The following is a 20,419-nucleotide window of genomic DNA, read 5'->3' as shown; positions in this document are numbered from 1 at the left end:
CCTGTGCCGCCCCTGGTGCGCCCTCCCTCGGCGTCGGTCACCGGTTCGCCCGGACTCCCGGCAACCCCGCCCGGAATCCCGACAGGAGGTGTCGGGATTCCGGGGGAGCATCGGTGGTGACGGGTGGAGACACCGTGGACCGTGAGGAAGGGCGAGGCATGACGGAGCAGCCGCTGAAGGGTAAGGTCGCGCTGGTGGCGGGGGCCACCCGGGGCGCCGGGCGGGGCATCGCGGTGGCGCTGGGGGCCGCCGGGGCGACGGTGTACGGGACGGGGCGCAGCGCCGAGGGGCACCGGGGCGAGTACGGGCGCCCGGAGACCCTGGAGGAGACGGCGGAGCTGGTGACGGCGGCCGGCGGGCACGGGATCGCGGTGCGCGCGGACCACCTGGTGCCGGCCGAGGTGGCGGCGGTGGCGGCGCGGGTCGGGGCGGAGCAGGGCGGGCTGGACATCCTGGTGAACGACATCTGGGGCGGCGAGCAGCTGTTCGCCTGGGACAGCCCGGTCTGGGAGCACGACCTCGACAAGGGGCTGCGGCTGCTGCGCCTGGCCGTCGAGACGCACGCGATCACCAGCCACCACCTGCTGCCCCTGCTGCTGCGCCGCCCGGGCGGGCTGGTGGTGGAGATGACGGACGGCACCGCCGAGTACAACGCCACCCGCTACCGGAACTCCTTCTTCTACGACGTCGCGAAGGCGGCCGTGCTGCGGATGGCCTTCGCGCTGGCGCACGAGCTGGGCCCGCGCGGGGCGACGGCGGTGGCGCTGACGCCGGGGTGGATGCGTTCGGAGATGATGCTGGAGCACTTCGGTGTCACCGAGGCGACCTGGCGCGAGGCGACGGCGGCCGAGCCGCAGTTCGGCATCTCGGAGTCCCCGGTGTACGTCGGGCGGGCGGTGGCGGCGCTGGCGGCCGACCCGGAGCGGGCGCGGTTCAACGGTGCCTCGCTCTCCAGCGGCGGGCTGGCCCCGGAGTACGGCTTCACCGATCTGGACGGGAGCCGGCCGGACGCCTTCCGCTACCTGGTGGACGTGGAGGCGGCGGACGGTCCGGTCGATCCGGCCGGCTACCGCTGAGACGGGCCGTAGAGCGCGGCGGCGCGGGCCGCGGCCTCGGCCAGCCGCCGCCGCAGTGCCGGCGGTTCGAGCACCTCGGCCTCCGGCCCGAGCCGCAGCAGTTCCTCGTAGCCGACGTCGAGGGACTCCACGGGCAGGCGGACGGTCACCCGGCCGTGCCCGTCCGGCTGTCCGGCGGTGGCGAGCGCCTCGCGGACGGCGACCGGTTCGAGCAGGTGCGGCAGCCGGTCGAGGCCGTGCGGGGTGAGCCGGACGGTGACCCGCTCCCGGAGCAGTGAGCGGGCGAACTCGGCGGCCTTGGCGTCCCAGAACGCGGCGAGGTCGAACGCCTCGTCGCGCTCGAAGGGCCGGTCGGCCAGCGGCTCGGCGGCGGCCAGCCGGTCGACCCGGTACACCCGGTGGGCGTCGGGAGGGGCGGCGCCGTCCGGCCGGGCGACCAGGTACCAGGCGCCCGCCTTCAGCACCAGCCCGTACGGCCGCAGCACCCGCTCCACCGGTCCCCCGTCGGGGCCCGCGTCCGCGCCGGGGCGCCGCCGGTACCGCACCCGCAGCAGCCGCCCGCCCCACACCGCCCGCGCGACCGCGGCCAGCAGCGGCGGCGCGGGCGCGTCGCGGAACCACCCGGGCGCGTCCAGGTGGAACCGCCGGGCCCCGGCGGCGGGGGCCTCGCCGAGTTCGCCGGCCACTTTGAGCCGGGCGGCCAGGGCCGGGTCGGCGAGGCCCATGTCCCCGAGCGGTCCGGGCAGGCCGGCCAGCAGCAGCACCTCGGCCTCGGCCCGGTCGAGGCCGGTCAGCCGGGTGCGGTAGCCGTCGAGCAGCCGGTAGCCGCCGGCCCGCCCCCGGTCGGCGTACACCGGGACGCCGGCCTCGGCCAGCGCCAGTACGTCGCGCTGCACGGTGCGCTCGGAGACCTCCAGTTCGGCGGCCAGTTCGGCGCCGGTCATGCTGCGGCGCGCCTGGAGCAGCAGGAGCAGGGAGATCGCCCGGGCCGTGCGCATCGGCCGACCGTCCTTCCGTCCGGGGCCGGGGCGCGCGTCCGGCCGGCCCAGCACCGATCATGGAGGGCCGGGGGGAGTGGCGGCCCGCGCGCCCGCCACCGGACCCGAGGAGACCAGATGGCCACCGGCACCGTGCAGTCCTACCACGCGAACCACGGGTACGGCCTGATCGCCCCCGACGACGACGGGCCGCCGCTGTACGTGTACTTCGACTCGATCCTGACGGCCGGCGGCGGCGACCGGGTGCTGACCGAGGGGCAGCGGGTGGAGTACGACCCGACCGAGCAGGAGGGCCGCCGGGTCGCCGAGCGGGTGCGGCGGCTGGCCGCCTGAGCCCGTCGCGCCCGTCGCGCCGCGGCCCTCCAGGAGAAGTCGCAGGTCGAAAACCAGTGCGGCCGACGATCCGTGCCCCCCTACGATGAGGAGCCATGGAGATGACGACCGCCCTCTGGTCCTTCGCCCTCGTCGTGGGGCTGCTGACACTCACCCCGGGGCTGGACACCGCCCTGATCCTGCGGACGTCGGCGCTGGGCCATCGGCGGCAGGCCTGGGGCGTGGTGCTCGGGATCCAGACCGGCACGCTGCTCTGGGGGACGCTCACCTCGGCCGGTGTGACGGCGCTGCTCACCGCCTCGCGGGTCGGCTACGAGGTGCTGCGCTGGGCGGGCGCCGCCTACCTGGTGTGGATGGGGATCGGCATGCTCCGAGCCCGGGCCGAGGCCGGGGAGGCGCCGGAACAGGAGTCGGCGGCCGAGGAGGAGAAGGCCGCGGTGGGCGGCCTGGCGTCCGGTTGGCGGCGCGGCCTGCTGACCAATCTGCTCAACCCCAAGGTGGGCGTCTTCTACGTGGCGGTGCTGCCGCAGTTCATCCCGGCGGGGGCGCCGCACTTCGCCGCCGGGGTGGCGCTGACCTGCGTGCACGTGGTGGAGGGGCTGCTCTGGTCGGTGGTGCTGGTGGGCTTCGCCCGGGCACTGCGCGGCTGGCTGCGCCGCCCGGCGGCGCGCCGGGCGATGGACCGGGTGACCGGTGTGGTGGTGGTCGGGTTCGGCGTGAGGCTGGCGGTCTCGGACTGACCGGGGGCAGCGGGCCGGCTCAGCGGCCCAGCCGCTTCAGCCCCTCGCCCAGCTGATCCGGGTCCATGCAGATGTGCAGGTCGACGTGGGCGTTGAACTCCAGCCAGAAGGGTTCGCAGATCGCCACGACGGCGGCCTCGTCGGGGACGTCGACCACGATGATCTGGCAGCGCCGGCCGTGGCGGGGGAAGGCGTAGGCGGCCTCGGGCTTGAGGTCGGCCATGATCTTGTTGAACCTCTCCGCGACGGCGCCGTCCGCCACGACCCGGTTGGCCGTCGGGGTGTCGAGTTCGATCTCCAGCAACGCGCGCATGGCGGTGCCCCTTCCCGGGCTCGGGCGAGTCCTCGCCTCCAGCCTCCCGCCGCCGTTCAGGGTCCGCAATTTCACCCGTTCGGCGGTACCGCGCTGGCCGACCCCCGGTGTGCGGGCTGCACTGGGAGGCGACCGGGCGGTTACGGGCCGCCGGCAGGAACAGGAGCCGCCCCATGGCGATCATCGTGGTGTTCGACCTCCCCGGGGTCACCCGGGAGCAGTACGAGGAGTCGGTGGACCGGCTGACCGGCGGCACGGGGCTGAACCGGCCCGAGGACTGGCCGGTGCGCGGTCTGCTGCTGCACGCGGCCGGTCCGCTGCCGGACGACGGGGGCTGGCACGTCACCGACGTCTGGGAGTCCCGGGAGGACTTCGAGCACTTCGCGGCGGTGCTGCTGCCGATCCTCCGCGAGGTGGGCATGGCGACCGCCCCGCCGATGATCTGCGAGGCCTACAACGTGGTGAGCTGAGCCGGCCCGCTCAGGCGGCGTGCGGCTCGCGCGCCGGGCCGGTCCGCCGCTCGCCCGCGCCGCCCGCCCCACCGTCGGCCCCACCGCCCGTCACACCGCCCGTCACACCGCCCGCGCCGCCCACTGCGCCTCCCGTCGGCAGGCCCTCCGGCGGGTCCACCGGCAGGCACTCCGGCAGGTCCGCGAGGTCGTGGTGGATCGGCCCGTCCCCCGCGCTGAGCGGCAGACAGCCGCCGCCGCGCCGGTGGGCGACGATCTCGGCGGCCACCGAGACCGCGGTCTCCTCGGGGGTGCGGGCGCCGAGGTCGAGGCCGATGGGGGAGTGCAGCCGGGCGAGTTCGGCGTCGGTCAGCCCGGCCGCGCGCAGCCCGGCCTCGCGCTCGCGGTGGGTGCGGCGCGAGCCCATCGCGCCGACGTAGCCGAGCGGCAGCCGCAGCGCCCGCTCCAGCAGCGGGAGGTCGAACCTGGCGTCGTGGGTGAGCACGCAGAGCACCGTGCGGCCGTCCAGCCGGTCCCGCTGGGAGTCCAGGTAGCGGTGCGGCCAGTCGACGACGACCCGGTCGGCCCCGGGGAAGCGCCGTTCGGTGGCGAAGACGGGCCGGGCGTCGCAGACCGTGACGTCGTAGCCGAGGAACGTGCCGATCCGCACGACCGCCGCGGCGAAGTCGATCGCGCCGAACACCAGCATCCGGGGCGGGGGCACGTACGACTCGACGAACAGGGTGACGGTGCCCCGGTCGCGCTCGTCGCAGGGGCGGCCGTCGAGGCCGAGGACGAGCCGGCCGGTGCGCCCGGCGTCGAGCATGGCGCGCGCCTCGGCGACGGCGGCCCGCTCCAGCACCGTCGACACCGCGGGGGCGGGGGAGAGGGCGCCGTGGTGGGTGTCGGCGGTGACGGCGAGGGCGGCGCCGAGCAGCCCGGCCGGTCCGGCGACGACCCGGGCGAGCGCCACGGGGGTGCCGGCGGCGGCGAGCGCGATGCCCGCGTCGAGCGCCGGATCGGCGCCGGGGACGACCGGCTGGACGAGGACGTCCAGGACACCGCCGCAGGTCAGGCCGACGGCGAAGGCCTCCTCGTCGCTGTAGCCGAACCGTTCGAGCACCGGCTCTCCGGAGGCGATCGCGGCCCGGCACAGCTCGTAGACGGCCCCCTCGACGCAGCCGCCGGAGACGCTGCCGACGGCCTCGCCGGCCGCGTCGACCGCCAGCGCCGCGCCCGGGTCGCGCGGGGCGCTGCCGGTGACGCCGACGACCGTGGCCACGGCGAAGCGGCGGCCGGACGCGTGCCAGGCCAGCAGCTGCTCGGCGATGTCCTGCATGGCGGGAGCTCCTTCGCGCTTTCGAGGGTAGGCGAGCCGGGCGCCGGGGGGCGTGTGCCGGAAACCCGCCGCCGTACGGGAGAACGATCCCGCACGGCGGCGGTACCCGGTCGGCCGGGTTTCCGTGGCGTCCCGGCCCTCCGTGCGTCCAGGCCCCCCGCGCGTCCCGGCCCCCGTGCGCCCCCGGCCCTCCGCGCACCCCGGCGGGCGCGGGCCTACCGCGCCCCCGGCCGCTCGGTGGTCAGGTGCTCCGGCCGGACCGGGATCCGGTTCAGCGCCAGTCCGGTGGCGTCGCGGATGGCCGCCACGACGGACGGCGTGGCCGAGACGGTCGACGCCTCGCCGACCCCGCGCAGCCCGTACGGCGCGTTCGGGTCCGGCAGCTCAAGGATCTCCACCGGGATCGGCGGGGTGTCCAGGATGGTCGGGATGAGGTAGTCGGTGAAGGACGCGTTGCGCACCTCGCCGTCCCGGACGACGATCTCCTCCATCACCGCGAGCCCGAGCGCCTGGGTGCAGCCGCCCTGGATCTGGCCGACCACCGCCTGCGGGTTGAGCGCCCGGCCGACGTCCTGGACGGCGGACAGCTCGACCACCTTCACCAGGCCCAGTTCGACGTCCACGTCGACCACCGCGCGGTTGGCGCAGAAGGTGTACTGGACGTGGCCGAAGCCCTGCCCGGTCTCCGGGTCGAACGGGACGGTGGGGCGGTGGTGGTGTTCGCGGGTCAGGTCGATCGCCTCGTCGCCGAGCAGGTCGGCGATGGGGACCAGCGGCCCGGCCGAGGCGGAGACGACCTCGCCGCCGGCGAGCGTGAGGTCGTGCTGGGTCCAGCCGTAGCGGCGCCGGCCCCTCGCGATCAGCTCCCGCGCGACCGCCTCGGCGGCCAGCTTGACCGCGCCGCCCGTCATGTAGGTCTGCCGGGAGGCGGAGGTCGAGCCGGCCGAGCCGACCTCGGTGGTGGCCGGCTGGATGGTCACCTGCTCGACGCCCAGCTCGGTGCGGGCGATCTGGGCGTGCACGGTGACGCCGCCCTGGCCGACCTCGGCCATCGCGGTGTGCACCAGGGCGACCGGCTCGCCGCCGATCACCTCCAGCCGCACCCGGGCGGTGGAGTGGTCGTCGAAGCCCTCGGAGTAGCCGACGTTCTTGATGCCGACCGAGTAGCCGACGCCGCGCACGACGCCCTCGCCGTGCGAGGTGTTGGACAGCGCGCCGGGCAGCTGCCGCAGGTCCGGCCCGTCCGGGTCGAGCGGGTCGAGCGGCGGCGGCAGCGGCCTGTCCTTGACCCGCTGCAGCAGTTCGGCGACCGGCGCGGGCGCGTCGATCTCCTGGCCGGTGGGCATCCGGTCGCCCTGCCGCACGGCGTTGAGCTGCCGGAACGCGACCGGGTCCATGCCCAGCGCGGCGGCCAGCCGGTCCATCTGGCTCTCGTAGCCGAACGCCGCCTGCACCGCGCCGAAGCCGCGCATCGCCCCGCAGGGCGGGTTGTTGCTGTACAGCGCGAGGGCGTGCATCCGCACGTTCGGGATCACGTAGGGGCCGTTGCCCAGCGAGGCCGCGTTGCCGACCACGGCGGGCGAGGAGGAGGCGTACGCGCCGCCGTCCAGCACGATCCGGGCGTCGGAGTACACCAGCTTGCCGTCCCGGGTGGCGCCGTGCTCGTAGGTCATCCGCGCCGGGTGGCGGTGGACGTGGCCGAAGAACGACTCGTCCCGGGAGTAGACCATCTTGACCGGCCGGCCGGTCCGCAGCGCCAGCAGGCAGGCGTGGATCTGCATCGAGAGGTCCTCGCGGCCGCCGAACGCCCCGCCGACGCCGGCCAGGGTGAGCCGGACCTTCTCCTCGGGCAGCCCGAGCACCGGCGCCATCTGCCGGCGGTCCACGTGCAGCCACTGGGTGGCGATGTAGAGGTCGACGCCGCCGTCCTCGGCCGGCACCGCCAGTCCGGACTCCGGGCCGAGGAAGGCCTGGTCCTGCATGCCGACCTCGTAGCTGCCGCGGACCACGACGTCCGCCGTCGCCCGCACCTCGTCGGTGACGCCGAGGCCGGAGACCAGCTTCTGCTCGTGGCAGATGTTGCCGTGGGCGCGCGCCCGGTACTCCTGCGGCTCGTGGACGTAGCCGTGGGTCCGCGGGTCGAGGCACTGCTCCTCGGTGACGATCGGGGTCAGCACCTCGTACGCGACCCTGATCCTCCGCGCCGCGCGCCGGGCGGTCTCCGGGTGGTCGGCGGCCACCAGCGCGATCGCCTCGCCGTGGTGGCGGATCCGGTCGACCGCCAGGGCGGGCTGGTCGGCGATCTCCAGCCCGTAGTGCGTGCTGCCGGGGATGTCCTCGTGGGTGAGCACCGCGTGGACCCCGGGCAGGGCGAGCGCCTCGGAGACGTCGACGGACAGGATGTTCGCCCGGGCGTGCGGCGAGCGCAGCGTCGTTCCCCAGAGCATGTCCTCGTGCCACAGGTCGGAGGAGTACGCGAACTCGCCGCGCACCTTCAGCGCGCCGTCCGGGCGCGGCGGCGAGCCGCCGACGCCGTCCGTGGCGCTCTGCCGGATCGCCCGGAGGTTCTTCTGCCCCTGGACGGTCCGCCCGTTCATCGGGTCACCGTCCCGTCGGCGCGCGCCCGGGCGGACGCCAGCCGCACCGCGTCCATGATCTTCTCGTAGCCGGTGCACCGGCACAGGTTGCCCGACAGCGCCTCGCGGATGTCCGCGTCGGAGGGCTGCGGGTCCCGGGCGAGCAGCGCGTCGGTCTGCACCAGCAGGCCCGGTGTGCAGAAGCCGCACTGGACGGCGCCGGCGTCGAGGAAGGCCTGCTGGACCGGGCCGAGCCCGCCGTCCGCCCCGCCCAGCCCCTCGACGGTGCGCACCTCGCGGTCCTGCGCCTGGCCGGCGGCGACCAGGCAGGAGCAGACCGGCACGCCGTCGAGGTAGACGGTGCAGGAGCCGCACTCGCCCTGCTCGCAGGCGTTCTTGGAGCCGGGCAGGCCGAGGCGTTCGCGCAGGACGTGGAGCAGGCTCTCGCCCTCCCACACGTCGTCGGCCTCGACCGGCCTGCCGTTGGCGGTGAACGTGACCCTCATGCGGCGCTCCCGATCTGCCGGCGGTAGTCGTTCCAGGCCCAGGTGAGCGTGCGCCGGGCCATCACGGCGAGCGCGTGCCGCCGGTAGTCGGCGGTGCCCCGGACGTCGTCGATCGGGGCGGCGGCGGCCTTGACCAGCTCGGCGAACCGCTGGACCGCCGCGGGGTCCAGCGGCCCGCCGCTCTCCCACAGGCCGCGTCCGGCGAGCACCTCGCGCAGGTACTCCTCGGCCTCGACGGCGCGGCGCGGGGTGGGGGCGGCCGAGCCGATGCCGGTGCCGACGGTGCGGGTGCGCGGGTGCAGGGCGAAGCCGAACGCGCAGACCGCGATCACCATCGCGTTGCGGGTGCCGATCTTGGAGAACTGCTGCGGGCCGTCGGCGACCGGGATCCGCACGGCGCGGATCAGCTCGTCGGCCTCCAGGCTGTTGCGCTTCACCCCGGTGTAGAAGTCGTCGATGGGGATCAGCCGGGTGCCGCGCACCGAGGCCGCCTCGACGAGCACGTCCCGTCCGGCGGCGAGCAGCGCCGGGTGCGCGTCGCCGGCCGGCGAGGCGGCGCCCAGGTTGCCGCCGACGCCGCCCCGGTTGCGGATCTGCGGGGAGCCGACGGTGCGGGCGGCCAGCGCCAGGCCGGGCAGCGGTCCGGCCAGCTCGGTGATGATCCGGCTGTAGGGGACGGCGGCGCCGAGCCGGACCACCGCGCCGTCGTCCGACCACTCGGCCAGCTCGGTGACGCGGTTCAGGTCGAGGAGCGCGGGCGGCCGGCGCAGGTCGAAGTTCAGTTCGACCATGACGTCCGTGCCGCCCGCGAGGGGCAGCGCGGCCGGGTGCTCGGCCTTCGCCGCGAGCGCCTCGTCCCAGCCGGCGGGGCGAAGGAACTCCATACGGGCCTCCTCACGTCGTCGCCGATCCGGTCACGGGGCGTGTCCGGCCACGTATGGACAGTGAAGCGCCGCGACCGGGCCGCCGGCAGTCACCGATGGCATGAAGCCCCGGCCGCGCCGCCGCCCGGCATCCTGTACGTTCCTCCAAGGGGCCCGTGTCGAGGACGGCGCCGCCGGCCGGCCGGGCCGGCGGTCCCACCTACGACCGTAGTCCGGCGGTCCGTCCCGCGTCACGGCCCCGCGATCCGGGCAGCCGCCGGGGCACGACGACGGGCACACGGTGACCCCGGACCGCTCCCGACCACCCCTGACCACCCCTGACCACCCCGACCCCCGGCCACCAGCCCCCCGAAGGAGCCCGCGGATGCGTGTCCGTGACCTGCTCGCCCCCGGCGCCCCGCGCCTGCGCCTGCTCGCGGCCGAGGAGGAGCTGGACCGGCAGGTCAGCGGGGTGATGACGACCGACCTGCAGGACCCGGGGCGGTACCTGCACGGCGGCGAGCTGGTCCTCACCGGCATGCTCTGGCGCTCCGCCCCGGCCGACTCCGAGCGGTTCGTGCGCACCCTCGCGTCCGGCGGCGCGGTCGCCCTGGCGGCCGGCGAGGCCGAGGTCGGCCCGGTCCCCGAGGACCTCGTCGAGGCCTGCCGCCGGCACCGGATGCCGCTGCTCGCCGTGCCCGACGACATCGCCTTCGGCACCGTCACCGAGTTCGTCGGCCGCCAGGTCTCCGCCGACCGGGCCGCCGACCTCGCCGCCCTCGTCGACCGGCACCGGATGCTGGTCTCGGCGGCCGGCGGCGGGGGCCTGGACGCCGTCCTCGACCTGCTCGGCGGCGACCTCGACCTCGACTGCTGGGTGCTCGCCCCGACCGGCGCGGTGATCGCCGGCCCCGCCGACCGGCTGCCCGCCGAGGATCGCGACCAGCTGGTCCGCGCCCACCTCGCCGCCCAGCGCCAGCGCCGCCGCCCCCCGCACCGGGCCCGCCTGGCGTCCGGCGCCTACTCGCTGCTGCCCGCGCCCGCGGACCCGCGGACCCCCTCCCCGCTCGCCGACTGGGTGCTCGCGGTGGCCGGCGACGTCACCGAGTGGACCGCCAAGCGCCAGCAGCTCGCCGAGAACCTCGCCCGGCTGGTCGCCGCCGAGCGCCACCGCCGCGACGAGGGCCGTCGGCTGCGCCGCCGCCTCGCCGACGAGGTGCTGGCGCTGCTGCGGCGCGACGCCGACCCGGCCGAGATCAGCCGCACCCTGTACGCGTCCTCGGCGATGGCCGCCCGCTACGAGGCCCCCGAATCCGGGGCGCGGCCGGCGGAAGACTCCTGGCTGGTGATCAGCGCCGAGGGCACCGGCCTGCCGGAGGGCGTGGTGCGGGCGGTGCTGGAGGAGGCCCTGGGCGACGGCACCGACCGGGCGCTGGTCGCCGGGGACGGGACCGGTGCGGTGGTGGTGGTGCCCGCGACGGACGGCCCGGTGCCCGCCGAGGCGCTGCGCGAGCTGCTCGCCCCGCTGGAGGCCGGGCTCGGCCCCGAGGGCCGGATCACCCTCGGCGTCTCCGCCCCCGCCCGCGAGGCGGTCGGCCTGCGCGGCGCGCTGGAGGAGGCCCGGCACGCCCGGCGGATCGCCGCCGCCCGGGTCGGCCGGGTCTGCGTGGCCGGTCCGGAGGAGCTGGCCTCGCACGTGCTGCTGCTGGCGGCCGTCCCGGACGAGGTCCGCCGGGCCTTCCGCGGCCGGCTGCTGGACACCGTGATCGCCTACGACCTCGAACACCAGGCGGACCTGGTCCGCACCCTGGAGGCGTTCCTGCGCTCGGACGGCTCGTGGACCAGGTGCGCGGCGCAGCTGCACGTCCACGTCAACACGCTGCGCTACCGGATCGGCCGCATCGAGGAGTTGACGGGCCGCGACCTCTCCCGCCTGGAGGACCGGGTGGACTTCTACCTGGCCCTCGAACTGGCCTGAGCCCGGCGCCCGCGACGACGGCGGCGGCCCCGGAGCGGGATGCTCCGGGGCCGCCGCCGTCAGGGCGTACGGGGCGCGGCTCAGTGGGCCGGGATGACGCCGGTCAGCCACTCGAAGACGCCCGGCACCATGTCCTTCCACACGTCGCTGGAGTGCGGGCCGGTGGTCTCCACCACCTGCACCGTGGTGGGCGCCTTGGCGGCGGCGGCGATCGCCTGGCCGTCCTCGAAGCCGTCGCCCTTGTTGCCGGAGACGTACAGCGCGACCTTCGGCGGCTGGGCGGCGCCCTTCACGATGGCGACCGGGTTGTTGGCCTCGCGCAGCTTCGGGTCCTTGCCGACCAGCGAGTCCTTCTCGGTCGCCGGGTCGTTGTAGCCGGAGAGGCTGACGCCGGCCCGGTAGCGGTTCGGGTGGGCCAGCGAGAGCTTGGCGGCGCAGTGGGCGCCCGCCGAGTAGCCGGCGATCGCCCAGCGGTCGGCGGACGGGTCGGCCCGGAAGTTGTCCAGGATCATCTGCGGCACGTCCCGGGTCAGCCAGGTGTCCGCGTTGACCTTGCCCGGCACGTCGGTGCAGCCGGCGTCGGTGTGGTTGCCCAGCAGCAGGGTGCGCGGCGAGACCAGGATGAACGGCGCCACCTTGCCCTGCTGCATCAGCGGCTTCAGCTGCTCGGAGACCTTGAGGGTGCCGTACCAGGTGGAGGAGGAGCCCGGGTAGCCGGGGATCAGCTCGACCACCGGGAACTTCCTGTCCTTGAACGCCGGGTCGTTGTACTGCGGCGGCAGCCAGACCAGCACCTCGCCGTCGACGCCGGACAGCTGGCCCTTGAGGTCGGTCTTCTGGACGTCGTTCGGCACCTTCGGGTCGTCCACGCCGCGGAAGGCCTGCTGGACCTTGTTGGCCGGCGGGTGGGCCGCGTCGCCCGCCGGCGCACCGCCCCCGCCGCCCGCCGCGGCCGCCACGCCCTGGCCGCCCGCGCCCGCGTCCTGCGGCGGGACGACGGGCACCGCCCGCACGTGGTTGCCGGTGCCGAGCAGGTCGTCCCAGCTGCCGTAGATCAGATTGGCGTTGTTGACCATGACGAAGACCATGATCACCGCGGTGACCTGGCAGAACACGAGCATGGCGAGCCTCGACAGGACGCGCACCGGCTTGGGGCCCTTCACCCGGCCCCAGAACCACATCGCCACCGCGATGGAGATCGGCACGAGGATGACCGTGCAGATGAAGAATGGCGTACCTGTCAGTTGCATGAAGTTCTCGTATCCGGGTTCGAAGCCGCCCGGGCCCCACTCGCCCGGACCGCCACCTCAATGGCATCAGACGGTCAGGAACGGGGATCGGTTGCCGTCCAAATCTGTGCGGAACCTGAGAGGAACATCACGTTCACGCGAGGCCCCCCTTTTCGGGTCCGCCCCAGTCTGCCATCCTGGCGGGCTGTGCCCGGACGTCGCACCCGGCGGACTCCCGGGAATCGCCCCGCGGGGCACGATACCGTCCGGACGGATCGCCCCACCGGGCGAGGCGGTGCGAACGCCCGTCCGCGGGGAAGCGAGACTATGGGCATGAGCACAACCCGCATGAGTCCCGTCCGCCGGATGAGGCCCGCCGCCGCCGCGCTGGCCGTCCTGGCCCTCGCGGTCGCCGTCGCCGGCTGCAGCAGCACCGGAGGCAGACGCGCCGAGGAGGCCCGCGCCAAGGCCGCGGCCGCCGCCGGAGGCGCCGTCACCACCCCGCGCTGGAAGGTCGCCATGGTGACCCACGCGGGCGCCGGCGACGCCTTCTGGGACACCGTGCGCAAGGGCGCCGAGCAGGCCGCCGCCAAGGACAACATCACCTTCCTGTACTCCAACGACGCGCAGACCCAGAACCAGGTCCAGCTCGTCCAGGCCGCCATCGACCAGAAGGTCGACGGCCTGCTGGTCACCCTCGCCAAGGGCGACGCGATGGCCGACGTGCTCGGCAAGGCCAAGGCCGCCGGCATCCCGGTCATCACCATCAACTCCGGCCAGGAGTTCTCCGCGAAGTTCGGCGCGCTCACCCACATCGGCCAGGACGAGGCCACCGCCGGCCAGGCCGCCGGCGCCGAGCTGGCGAAGCGCGGCCGCAAGAACGTCCTGTGCGTGATCCACGAGCAGGGCAACGTCGGCCAGGAGCAGCGCTGCTCCGGTGCCCAGGGCGCCGCGGGCGGCGCCTTCCAGGTGCTGTACGTCGACGGCGTCAACATGCCCGACGCCCGGGCGGCGATCTCCGCCAAGCTCCAGGCCGACCAGGCGATCGACACCGTGCTCACCCTCTCCGGCCCGATGGCGGCCACCGGCCTGCAGGCGGTCCAGGACGCCCGCCGCCCGGTCGAGCTCGACACCTTCGACCTGGGCACCCAGGTGGTGGCCGGCCTCAAGGCGGGCACCGTCGGCTTCGCCGTCGACCAACAGCCCTACCTCCAGGGCTACGAGGGCGTCGACCTGATCTGGCTCTACCGCTTCAACCTCAACATGCTCGGCGGCGGCAGGCCGGTGGCCACCGGCCCGCAGATCCTGACCAGGGAGAACGCGGACGCCCTCGCCGAGTACGTCGCGAGGGGGACCAGGTGAGCACCCCGCTGAGCACCACCGACGTCCTGGCCGCCGACCACCGGGAGCGCCCGTCCGCGCTGCGCCGGCTGGCCGGCCGGCCCGAGCTGGGCGCGCTGATCGCGGCCGTCGCGGTCTTCCTGGTCTTCGCCGCCGTCGCCGAGCCCTTCCTGCGGGTCTCCTCGCTGGGCACCGTGCTGTACGCGGCCTCCACCATCGGGATCATGGCCGTGCCGGTGGCGCTGCTGATGATCGGCGGCGAGTTCGACCTCTCGGCCGGCGTCCTGGTCACCACCGCCGCGCTGACCTCCTCGATGGTCTCCTACCAACTCACCGCGGTGACCTGGGTGGGCGTGCTGGTCTCGCTGGCCGCCACGCTGGCGGTCGGCCTGTTCAACGGCTGGATGCTGTCCCGCACCAAGCTGCCGAGCTTCATCGTCACCCTCGGCACCTTCCTGATGCTGACCGGCGCCAACCTCGGCGTCACCAAGGCGGTCTCCGGCACCGTCTCCACCAAGCCGATCTCCGACATGGAGGGCTTCGCCTCCTGCCGCTGGCTGTTCGCCTCCGAGGTCACCGTCGGCGGGCTGACGATCAAGGCCACCGTCTGGTGGTGGCTGGGCCTGCTGCTGGCCGGCAGCTGGGTGCTGCTGCGCACCCGCTTCGGCAACTGGATCTTCGCGGTCGGCGGGGACGCGGCCGCGGCCCGCGCGGTGGGCGTCCCGGTCGCCCGGACGAAGACCGTGCTCTACCTGTTCGTCGGCTTCGGCGCCTGGGTGCTCGGCCAGCACCTGCTGTTCTCCTTCGACACCGTGCAGTCCGGCGAGGGCGTCGGCAACGAGCTGATCTACATCGTCGCGGCCGTCATCGGCGGCTGCCTGATCACCGGCGGCTACGGCTCGGTGGTGGGCTCCGCGCTGGGCGCGCTGATCTTCGGCATGGTCAGCAAGGGCATCATCTACGCCCAGTGGAACCCCGACTGGTTCAAGTTCTTCCTCGGTGCGATGCTGCTGCTGGCCGCCCTGCTGAACTCCCTGGTCAAGCGCCGCGCCGAACGGGGGCCCCGATGACCTCGCCCACCGAACTGCTCGCGCTGAGCGGCGTCGGCAAGACCTACGGCACCGTGCGCGCCCTGGAGGACGTCTCGCTGACCCTGCGGGCCGGCGAGATCAGCTGTGTGCTCGGCGACAACGGCGCCGGCAAGTCCACCCTGATCAAGATCATCGCCGGGCTGCACCGGCACGACGAGGGCACCTTCGCGGTGGGCGGCGAGGAGGTCCGCTTCGACTCCCCGCGCCAGGCCCTGGACCGCGGCATCGCCACCGTCTACCAGGACCTCGCCGTGGTGCCGCTGATGCCGGTCTGGCGGAACTTCTTCCTCGGCTCCGAGCAGGGGCACAAGCGCTGGGGCGGGCTGCGGATCGACGCCGACGGCATGCGCGCCACCACCCGCCGGGCGCTCGCCGACATGGGCATCGACCTGCCCGACGTCGACCGTCCGATCGGCACCCTGTCCGGCGGCCAGCGCCAGTGCGTGGCGATCGCCCGCGCCGTGCACTTCGGTGCCAAGGTGCTGGTCCTGGACGAGCCGACCGCCGCGCTGGGCGTCAAGCAGTCCGGGGTGGTGCTCAAGTACGTCACGGCCGCGCGGGACGCCGGGCTCGGCGTCGTGCTGATCACCCACAACCCGCACCACGCGTACCTGGTCGGGGACCACTTCACCCTGCTCAAGCGGGGCCGGATGGCCGGCAGCCACCCCCGGGCGGAGATCGGCCTCGAACAGCTCACCACCGAGATGGCCGGCGGCTCCGACCTCGCCGAGCTCTCCCACGAGCTGTCCCGGACCGGTCCCGCCGGCACCCCGGGCAGCCCCGCCGACCCGACCGCCGACCCGACCGCCGATCCCACCGAGGAGCGTCCGCAGCCGTGACCAGCCCCCACGCCGGCAGCCGGCCGCCGGTCCTGCCCACCCTGCTCGGCCTCGGGCCGCGCGCCGAGCGCCGCCGCCGGGCGCTGCCCGCCGGCCTGCTGCGGCTGCCGACCATCGGCGTCGACATCGGCGGCACCAAGGTCGTCGCCGGCGTGGTCGACGGCGAGGGCAAGGTGCTGGAGAAGCTGCGCACCGACACGCCCCACAAGTCCAAGAGCCCCAAGGTCGTCGAGGACGTCATCGTCGAGCTGGTGCTGGAGCTCGCCGACCGGCACGACGTCCACGCGGTCGGCATCGGCGCGGCCGGCTGGGTCGACGCCGAGCGCTCCACCGTGCTCTTCGCCCCGCACCTCAACTGGCGCGGCGAACCGCTCCGGGAGGCGCTCAGCGCCCGGCTGCGGTTCCCGGTGATCGTCGAGAACGACGCCAACGCCGCCGCCTGGGCCGAGTGGCGCTTCGGCGCCGGCCGGGGCGAGGACCACATGGTGATGCTCACCCTCGGCACCGGCATCGGCGGCGCCGTGGTCCGCGACGGCTTCGTGGACCGGGGCACGTACGGGCTGGCCGGCGAGTTCGGGCACATGCAGGTGGTGCCGGGCGGCCACCGCTGCCCGTGCGGCAACCGCGGCTGCTGGGAGCAGTACTCCTCCGGCAACGCGCTGGTGCGCGACGCCCGCGAACTGGTCGCCGAGGAGTCCCCGGTGGTCCAGCCGCTGCTGGCCCGGGCCGGCGGCACCGTCGAGGGCATCACCGGCCCGCTGGTCACCGAGGCCGCCCGGGCCGGCGACCCGACCGCCACCGAGCTGCTCTACGAGGTCGGCACCTGGCTCGGGGTCGGCATCGCCAACCTGGCGGCCGCCCTGGACCCGGGCCGCTTCGTCGTCGGCGGCGGCGTCTCCGAGGCCGGCGACCTGCTGCTCGGCCCGGCCCGCGACACCTTCCGCCGCACCCTCACCGGCCGCGGCTTCCGGCCCGAGGCGAGCATCGTGCACGCCGCGCTCGGCAACGAGGCCGGCCTGGTCGGCGCCGCGGACCTGGCCCGCCAGGTCGCCCGGCGCTTCCGGACCATCAAGCGGCGGCGGGTGGAGCGCGCCGTGCCGTGACGCTCCGGCCGTCGGCCGAACGGTTGCCCGCCGTCAACTACCCGTTGGTAGCCGGGCGGCACTGTTGTCGGGGTCACGACTCCTGTGAAACAACGGAGTTGACGTCGACTCAGAGGAGTATCGGATGAGAGCGCTGGCCCGGATCGCCCCGCCGCTCCTGCTCGCCACCGCCCTGGTGTGGTCCACCGCCGGACCCGCCGGGGCGGCGCCGCCGCCGGCCAAGGTGCCCGAGGCGGTCGGCTGGGGCGGGGCGGTGGCCAGCGTGGACGCGGACGCCACGGCGGCCGGCATCGAGGTGCTGCGCAAGGGCGGCAACGCCGTGGACGCGGCGGTCGCGGTCGCGGCGGCGCTCGGGGTCACCGAGCCGTACTCGGCCGGCATCGGCGGCGGAGGCTACTTCGTCTACTACGACCACGCCACCGGCCGGGTGCACACCATCGACGGCCGGGAGACCGCCTCCCGCAAGGCCGACACCTCGCTCTTCCTGGAGAACGGGGCACCGCTGCCGTTCGCCGACGCCGTCACCAGCGGCCTGTCGGTCGGGGTGCCCGGCTCCCCGGCCACCTGGGAGACCGCCGTCGACCTCTGGGGCCGGCGCGGTTTCGCCGAGGCGCTGGAGCCCGCCCGGCGGATCGCCGAGCAGGGCTTCACCGTCGACCGGACCTTCCAGGACCAGACCGCGCTCAACCAGGCCCGGTTCAAGGACTTCCCCGACACCGCCAAGCTCTTCCTGCCCGGCGGCGCGCTCCCGGCCGTCGGCTCCACCTTCCGCAACCCCGACCTCGCCGCCACCTACCGCCAGCTCGGCAAGGAGGGCACCGCGGCGCTCTACCGGGGCGCGATCGGCGAGGACATCGTCCGCACCGTCCAGCACCCGCCGGTCGACCCCGCCTCCGGCCGGATCGCCCGCCCCGGCCAGGTGGACGCCGCCGACCTGGCCGGCTACCGGGTCCGCCGCCAGCAGCCCACCCACGTCGCCTACCGGGACTACGACCTCTACTCGATCGCCCCCTCCAGCTCCGGCGGCACCACCGTCGGCGAGGCGCTCGGCATCCTGGAGGACGGCGAGCTCGCCGGCTACGACGCCACGCAGTACTACCACCACTTCCTGGAGGCCTCGCGGCTCTCCTTCGCCGACCGCAACCGCTGGGTCGGCGACCCGGCGTTCAACGACGTGCCGACGAAGGAACTGCTGTCCGCCCGGTACGCGGCCTCCCGGGCCTGCCTGATCAGCCCCGACCGGGCCCTCACCAGCCCGGTCGCCCCCGGCGACCCGCGCCACCCGGCCGGCTGCCCGGACGCCGCCCCGGCGCCCGCCGCCGAGCCCTACGAGGGCCTGAGCACCAGCCACCTCACGGTGGCCGACCGCTGGGGCAACGTCGTCTCCTACACCCTGACCCTGGAGCAGACCGGCGGCAGCGGCATCACCGTCCCCGGCCGCGGCTTCCTGCTCAACAACGAGCTGACCGACTTCAACTTCACCCCGCTCTTCCCCGGGGTGCCCGACCCCAACCTGCCCGGCCCCGGCAAGCGGCCGCGCTCCTCGCTCTCGCCGACCATCGTGCTGCGCGACGGCGAGCCCCTGCTCGCGGCCGGCTCGCCCGGCGGCGCGACCATCATCACCACCACCCTGCAGGTGCTGCTCGGCCGCCTCGACCGGGGGCTGAGCCTGGGGCAGGCGATCGCCGCGCCGCGCGCCAGCCAGCGCAACACCGCCGCCACCCAGGCCGAGCCGGCCTTCCTGGCGCTGCCCGAACGGGCCCGGCTGGAGGCGCTCGGCCACGTGTTCGCGAGCACGCCGGAGATCGGCGCCGCGACCGGCGTCGAGCGGCTGCCGGACGGGCGCTGGGTCGCGGCCGCCGAACCGGTGCGCCGCGGCGGCGGCTCGGCGGCGGTGGTCCGGCCCGCGCCGTGAGGCCGGGCGGGACTGTCGGTGCCGTTCGGTAGATTCGGGGTGGGCGTCCTGACGGGCGCCCGCCCCTCCGTACCGAACCGCCACCGGGAAGGCCGCCCGCCGTGACCGTCCGCATCGCCACCTGGAACATCAACTCCGTCACCGCGCGGCTGCCCAAGCTCCTCGAATGGCTGGAGAGCGCCAAGCCCGACGTGCTCTGCCTCCAGGAGCTCAAGTGCGCCGCCGACGCCTTCCCGTACGAGCCGGTGCGCGAACTCGGCTACGAGACCGCCGCGCACGGCACCGGCCGCTGGAACGGCGTGGCGATCGTCTCCCGGATCGGCCTCGACGACGTCGTGCGCGACCTGCCCGAGCAGCCCGGCTACCTCGCGGACGACGCCCTGCTGCCCGACGTCGAGCCGCGCGCCGTCGCCGCCACCTGCGGCCCGGTCCGGGTCTGGTCGGTCTACGTGCCCAACGGCCGCGAGGTCGACCACGCCCACTACCGCTACAAGCTGGAGTGGCTGGAGGCGCTGCGCCGCGCCTCGCTGGAGGACGCGGCCGGCGAGCGCCCGTTCGCCGTCCTCGGCGACTTCAACATCGCGCCGAGCGACGAGGACGTCTTCGACGTGGCCGCCTTCGAGGGCCTCACCCACGTCACCCCCGCCGAGCGGGCCGCCCTCGCCGCCCTCGACGCGGCCGGGCTGCACGACGTGGTGCCGCGCCCGCTGAAGTACGACCGCCCCTACACCTACTGGGACTACCGCCAGCTGGCCTTCCCGAAGAACCGGGGCATGCGGATCGACCTCACCTACGCCAACAAGCCCTTCGTGGACGCCGTCACCGACAGCTACGTCGACCGCGAGGCGCGCAAGGGCAAGGGCACCTCGGACCACGCCCCGGTCGTGGTCGACCTGGACCTCTGACCGGTTCGCGCGTCACGCAGGGTGGCCGCCGCTCGCCCGAACGGGCCAGAGCGGTGGCCGGGCGTGCAACGGGTGCCTACCGTCGGTGAGTGACCGGGTGCGGTTGTTCGATCACGGGGACGTCGGAGTCCCCGGCCGCGCCCGAGAGAATCCCGGAGGTTCCGGTATGCGCCCCACGCGTACGGCCGCCGCCGCCCTGATCGGCGCGACGCTGCTGACCGGCCTGACGGCCCCCCTCGCGCTGGCCAAGGACGGCGCCGCCTCGGTCAGCCCGTCCCAGGCCGCACCGGGCCAGACCGTGACGGTCACGGTCGCCTGTGAGAAGTCCGACAAGCCCACCGCCAAGACGATCACCGCCAACTCGTCGGCCTTCGAGGGCGGCCCGGCCACCCTCACGCTCGGCTCGGACGGCAAGCACACCGGCTCCGCCCGGCTGGCGGACAAGAACGGCGGCGACAACAAGGTCGACGGGACCTGCCCGGACGGCGCGGCCTTCGCCACCAGTGTCACGGTGACCACGGTCGCGGTCTCCAGCGGCTCCACCGGCTCCGGTGGCTCCGGAGGCTCGGCGCCCTCGGGCATCGGCGGGTGGAGCGAGGCGGCCGGCGAGTGGGCGGGCTCGCTCGGGCAGTCCGGCGCGGGCAGCCAGCAGGTCGGCCCGCACGGCGCGGCGAACACCGGCCTGGGCGGCTCGATCACGACGAACCCGGCGGAGCTGGCGGGCGGCGCGCTGCTGGTCACGGGCGCCGTCGGCGGCTTCTGGCTGCTGCGGCGCCGCGCGGGCGCCGGGTCCGCCTGAGGGAACGCGCCCCGCGGGCGCGGCCC

General features: G+C 75.1%; 19 protein-coding genes. 12 read left to right on the top strand and 7 right to left on the bottom strand.

The features are described from left to right. Positions 1 to 158 precede the first annotated feature (158 nt). Positions 159 to 1,076: an SDR family oxidoreductase gene (locus ACFC0B_RS12845; protein WP_376085430.1), complete on the top strand. Its 918-nt coding sequence runs from the start codon at positions 159 to 161 to the stop codon at positions 1,074 to 1,076. On the opposite strand, the gene ACFC0B_RS12840 is transcribed toward ACFC0B_RS12845, so the two are convergent. Continuing rightward, on the bottom strand, positions 1,067 to 2,074 hold the full coding sequence (locus ACFC0B_RS12840) for a helix-turn-helix transcriptional regulator (RefSeq protein ID WP_376085428.1): 1,008 nt from the start codon (positions 2,072 to 2,074) through the stop codon (positions 1,067 to 1,069). The two genes, ACFC0B_RS12845 and ACFC0B_RS12840, sit on opposite strands and share 10 nt — an antisense overlap. 117 nt (positions 2,075 to 2,191) lie before the next feature. Between ACFC0B_RS12840 and ACFC0B_RS12835 the strand changes: the two genes are divergently transcribed. Then, the gene (locus ACFC0B_RS12835; RefSeq protein WP_376085426.1) at positions 2,192 to 2,407 is read left to right on the top strand and encodes a cold-shock protein; all 216 of its coding nucleotides are present in this window, start codon (positions 2,192 to 2,194) and stop codon (positions 2,405 to 2,407) included. Positions 2,408 to 2,502: 95 nt separating this feature from the next. After that, a complete protein-coding gene (locus ACFC0B_RS12830; protein ID WP_376085424.1) occupies positions 2,503 to 3,147 on the top strand; it encodes a LysE family translocator in 645 nt (214 codons plus the stop codon). A 19-nt stretch (positions 3,148 to 3,166) separates the two neighbouring features. On the opposite strand, the gene ACFC0B_RS12825 is transcribed toward ACFC0B_RS12830, so the two are convergent. After that, on the bottom strand, positions 3,167 to 3,460 hold the full coding sequence (locus ACFC0B_RS12825) for a hypothetical protein (protein ID WP_376085421.1): 294 nt from the start codon (positions 3,458 to 3,460) through the stop codon (positions 3,167 to 3,169). Positions 3,461 to 3,633: 173 nt separating this feature from the next. Here ACFC0B_RS12825 and ACFC0B_RS12820 point away from each other — a divergent pair, with 173 nt between their 5' ends. Beyond that, positions 3,634 to 3,930 carry a hypothetical protein gene (locus ACFC0B_RS12820; protein ID WP_376085419.1) on the top strand — a complete coding sequence of 99 codons (297 nt, stop codon included), beginning with the start codon at positions 3,634 to 3,636 and terminating at the stop codon, positions 3,928 to 3,930. A 10-nt stretch (positions 3,931 to 3,940) separates the two neighbouring features. Here the strand turns inward: ACFC0B_RS12820 and ACFC0B_RS12815 are convergent, their stop codons facing one another. The 4 genes from ACFC0B_RS12815 to ACFC0B_RS12800 all read right to left on the bottom strand — a co-directional run bounded on the left by ACFC0B_RS12815 (position 3,941) and on the right by ACFC0B_RS12800 (position 9,214). Next, positions 3,941 to 5,248, bottom strand: a complete 1,308-nt coding sequence (locus tag ACFC0B_RS12815; RefSeq protein WP_376085416.1) for an XdhC family protein — start codon at positions 5,246 to 5,248, stop codon at positions 3,941 to 3,943. Positions 5,249 to 5,463: 215 nt separating this feature from the next. After that, on the bottom strand, positions 5,464 to 7,845 hold the full coding sequence (gene pucD / locus ACFC0B_RS12810; RefSeq protein WP_376085414.1) for a xanthine dehydrogenase subunit D: 2,382 nt from the start codon (positions 7,843 to 7,845) through the stop codon (positions 5,464 to 5,466). Beyond that, entirely contained in the window at positions 7,842 to 8,330 is a 489-nt protein-coding gene (locus ACFC0B_RS12805; RefSeq protein ID WP_376085412.1) for a (2Fe-2S)-binding protein, read from the bottom strand. Before ACFC0B_RS12805 ends, pucD begins: the two co-directional genes overlap by 4 nt. After that, positions 8,327 to 9,214 carry an FAD binding domain-containing protein gene (locus ACFC0B_RS12800; protein ID WP_376085410.1) on the bottom strand — a complete coding sequence of 296 codons (888 nt, stop codon included), beginning with the start codon at positions 9,212 to 9,214 and terminating at the stop codon, positions 8,327 to 8,329. Before ACFC0B_RS12800 ends, ACFC0B_RS12805 begins: the two co-directional genes overlap by 4 nt. A 364-nt stretch (positions 9,215 to 9,578) precedes the next feature. On the opposite strand from ACFC0B_RS12800, the gene ACFC0B_RS12795 reads away from it, so the two are divergent. Further along, complete coding sequence (locus ACFC0B_RS12795) at positions 9,579 to 11,171, top strand: PucR family transcriptional regulator (RefSeq protein WP_376085409.1); 1,593 nt, start codon at positions 9,579 to 9,581, stop codon at positions 11,169 to 11,171. Positions 11,172 to 11,251: 80 nt separating this feature from the next. Here the strand turns inward: ACFC0B_RS12795 and ACFC0B_RS12790 are convergent, their stop codons facing one another. Next, on the bottom strand, positions 11,252 to 12,376 hold the full coding sequence (locus ACFC0B_RS12790; protein WP_376085407.1) for an alpha/beta hydrolase: 1,125 nt from the start codon (positions 12,374 to 12,376) through the stop codon (positions 11,252 to 11,254). A gap of 372 nt (positions 12,377 to 12,748) precedes the next feature. Here ACFC0B_RS12790 and ACFC0B_RS12785 point away from each other — a divergent pair, with 372 nt between their 5' ends. The 7 genes from ACFC0B_RS12785 to ACFC0B_RS12755 all read left to right on the top strand — a co-directional run bounded on the left by ACFC0B_RS12785 (position 12,749) and on the right by ACFC0B_RS12755 (position 20,393). Beyond that, a complete protein-coding gene (locus ACFC0B_RS12785; RefSeq protein ID WP_376085965.1) occupies positions 12,749 to 13,762 on the top strand; it encodes a substrate-binding domain-containing protein in 1,014 nt (337 codons plus the stop codon). Positions 13,763 to 13,770: 8 nt separating this feature from the next. Next, positions 13,771 to 14,811 (top strand): ABC transporter permease, encoded by a 1,041-nt coding sequence (locus ACFC0B_RS12780; RefSeq protein ID WP_376085962.1) that lies wholly within the window; start codon positions 13,771 to 13,773, stop codon positions 14,809 to 14,811. Beyond that, complete coding sequence (locus tag ACFC0B_RS12775; protein WP_376085404.1) at positions 14,808 to 15,671, top strand: ATP-binding cassette domain-containing protein; 864 nt, start codon at positions 14,808 to 14,810, stop codon at positions 15,669 to 15,671. Before ACFC0B_RS12780 ends, ACFC0B_RS12775 begins: the two co-directional genes overlap by 4 nt. Continuing rightward, positions 15,668 to 16,774, top strand: a complete 1,107-nt coding sequence (locus ACFC0B_RS12770; protein ID WP_376085402.1) for an ROK family glucokinase — start codon at positions 15,668 to 15,670, stop codon at positions 16,772 to 16,774. The genes ACFC0B_RS12775 and ACFC0B_RS12770 overlap by 4 nt, the downstream gene beginning before the upstream one ends. A 124-nt stretch (positions 16,775 to 16,898) precedes the next feature. Next, positions 16,899 to 18,689 carry a gamma-glutamyltransferase gene (gene ggt / locus ACFC0B_RS12765; protein WP_376085401.1) on the top strand — a complete coding sequence of 597 codons (1,791 nt, stop codon included), beginning with the start codon at positions 16,899 to 16,901 and terminating at the stop codon, positions 18,687 to 18,689. A gap of 101 nt (positions 18,690 to 18,790) precedes the next feature. Then, the gene (locus ACFC0B_RS12760) at positions 18,791 to 19,594 is read left to right on the top strand and encodes an exodeoxyribonuclease III (protein WP_376085398.1); all 804 of its coding nucleotides are present in this window, start codon (positions 18,791 to 18,793) and stop codon (positions 19,592 to 19,594) included. Positions 19,595 to 19,760: 166 nt separating this feature from the next. Continuing rightward, entirely contained in the window at positions 19,761 to 20,393 is a 633-nt protein-coding gene (locus ACFC0B_RS12755; RefSeq protein ID WP_376085395.1) for a hypothetical protein, read from the top strand. Positions 20,394 to 20,419: the final 26 nt, after the last annotated feature.

The organism is Kitasatospora sp. NPDC056184 (assembly GCF_042268405.1).
Classification (GTDB): domain Bacteria; phylum Actinomycetota; class Actinomycetes; order Streptomycetales; family Streptomycetaceae; genus Kitasatospora.
This window is presented reverse-complemented; position numbering and strand designations above follow the sequence as displayed.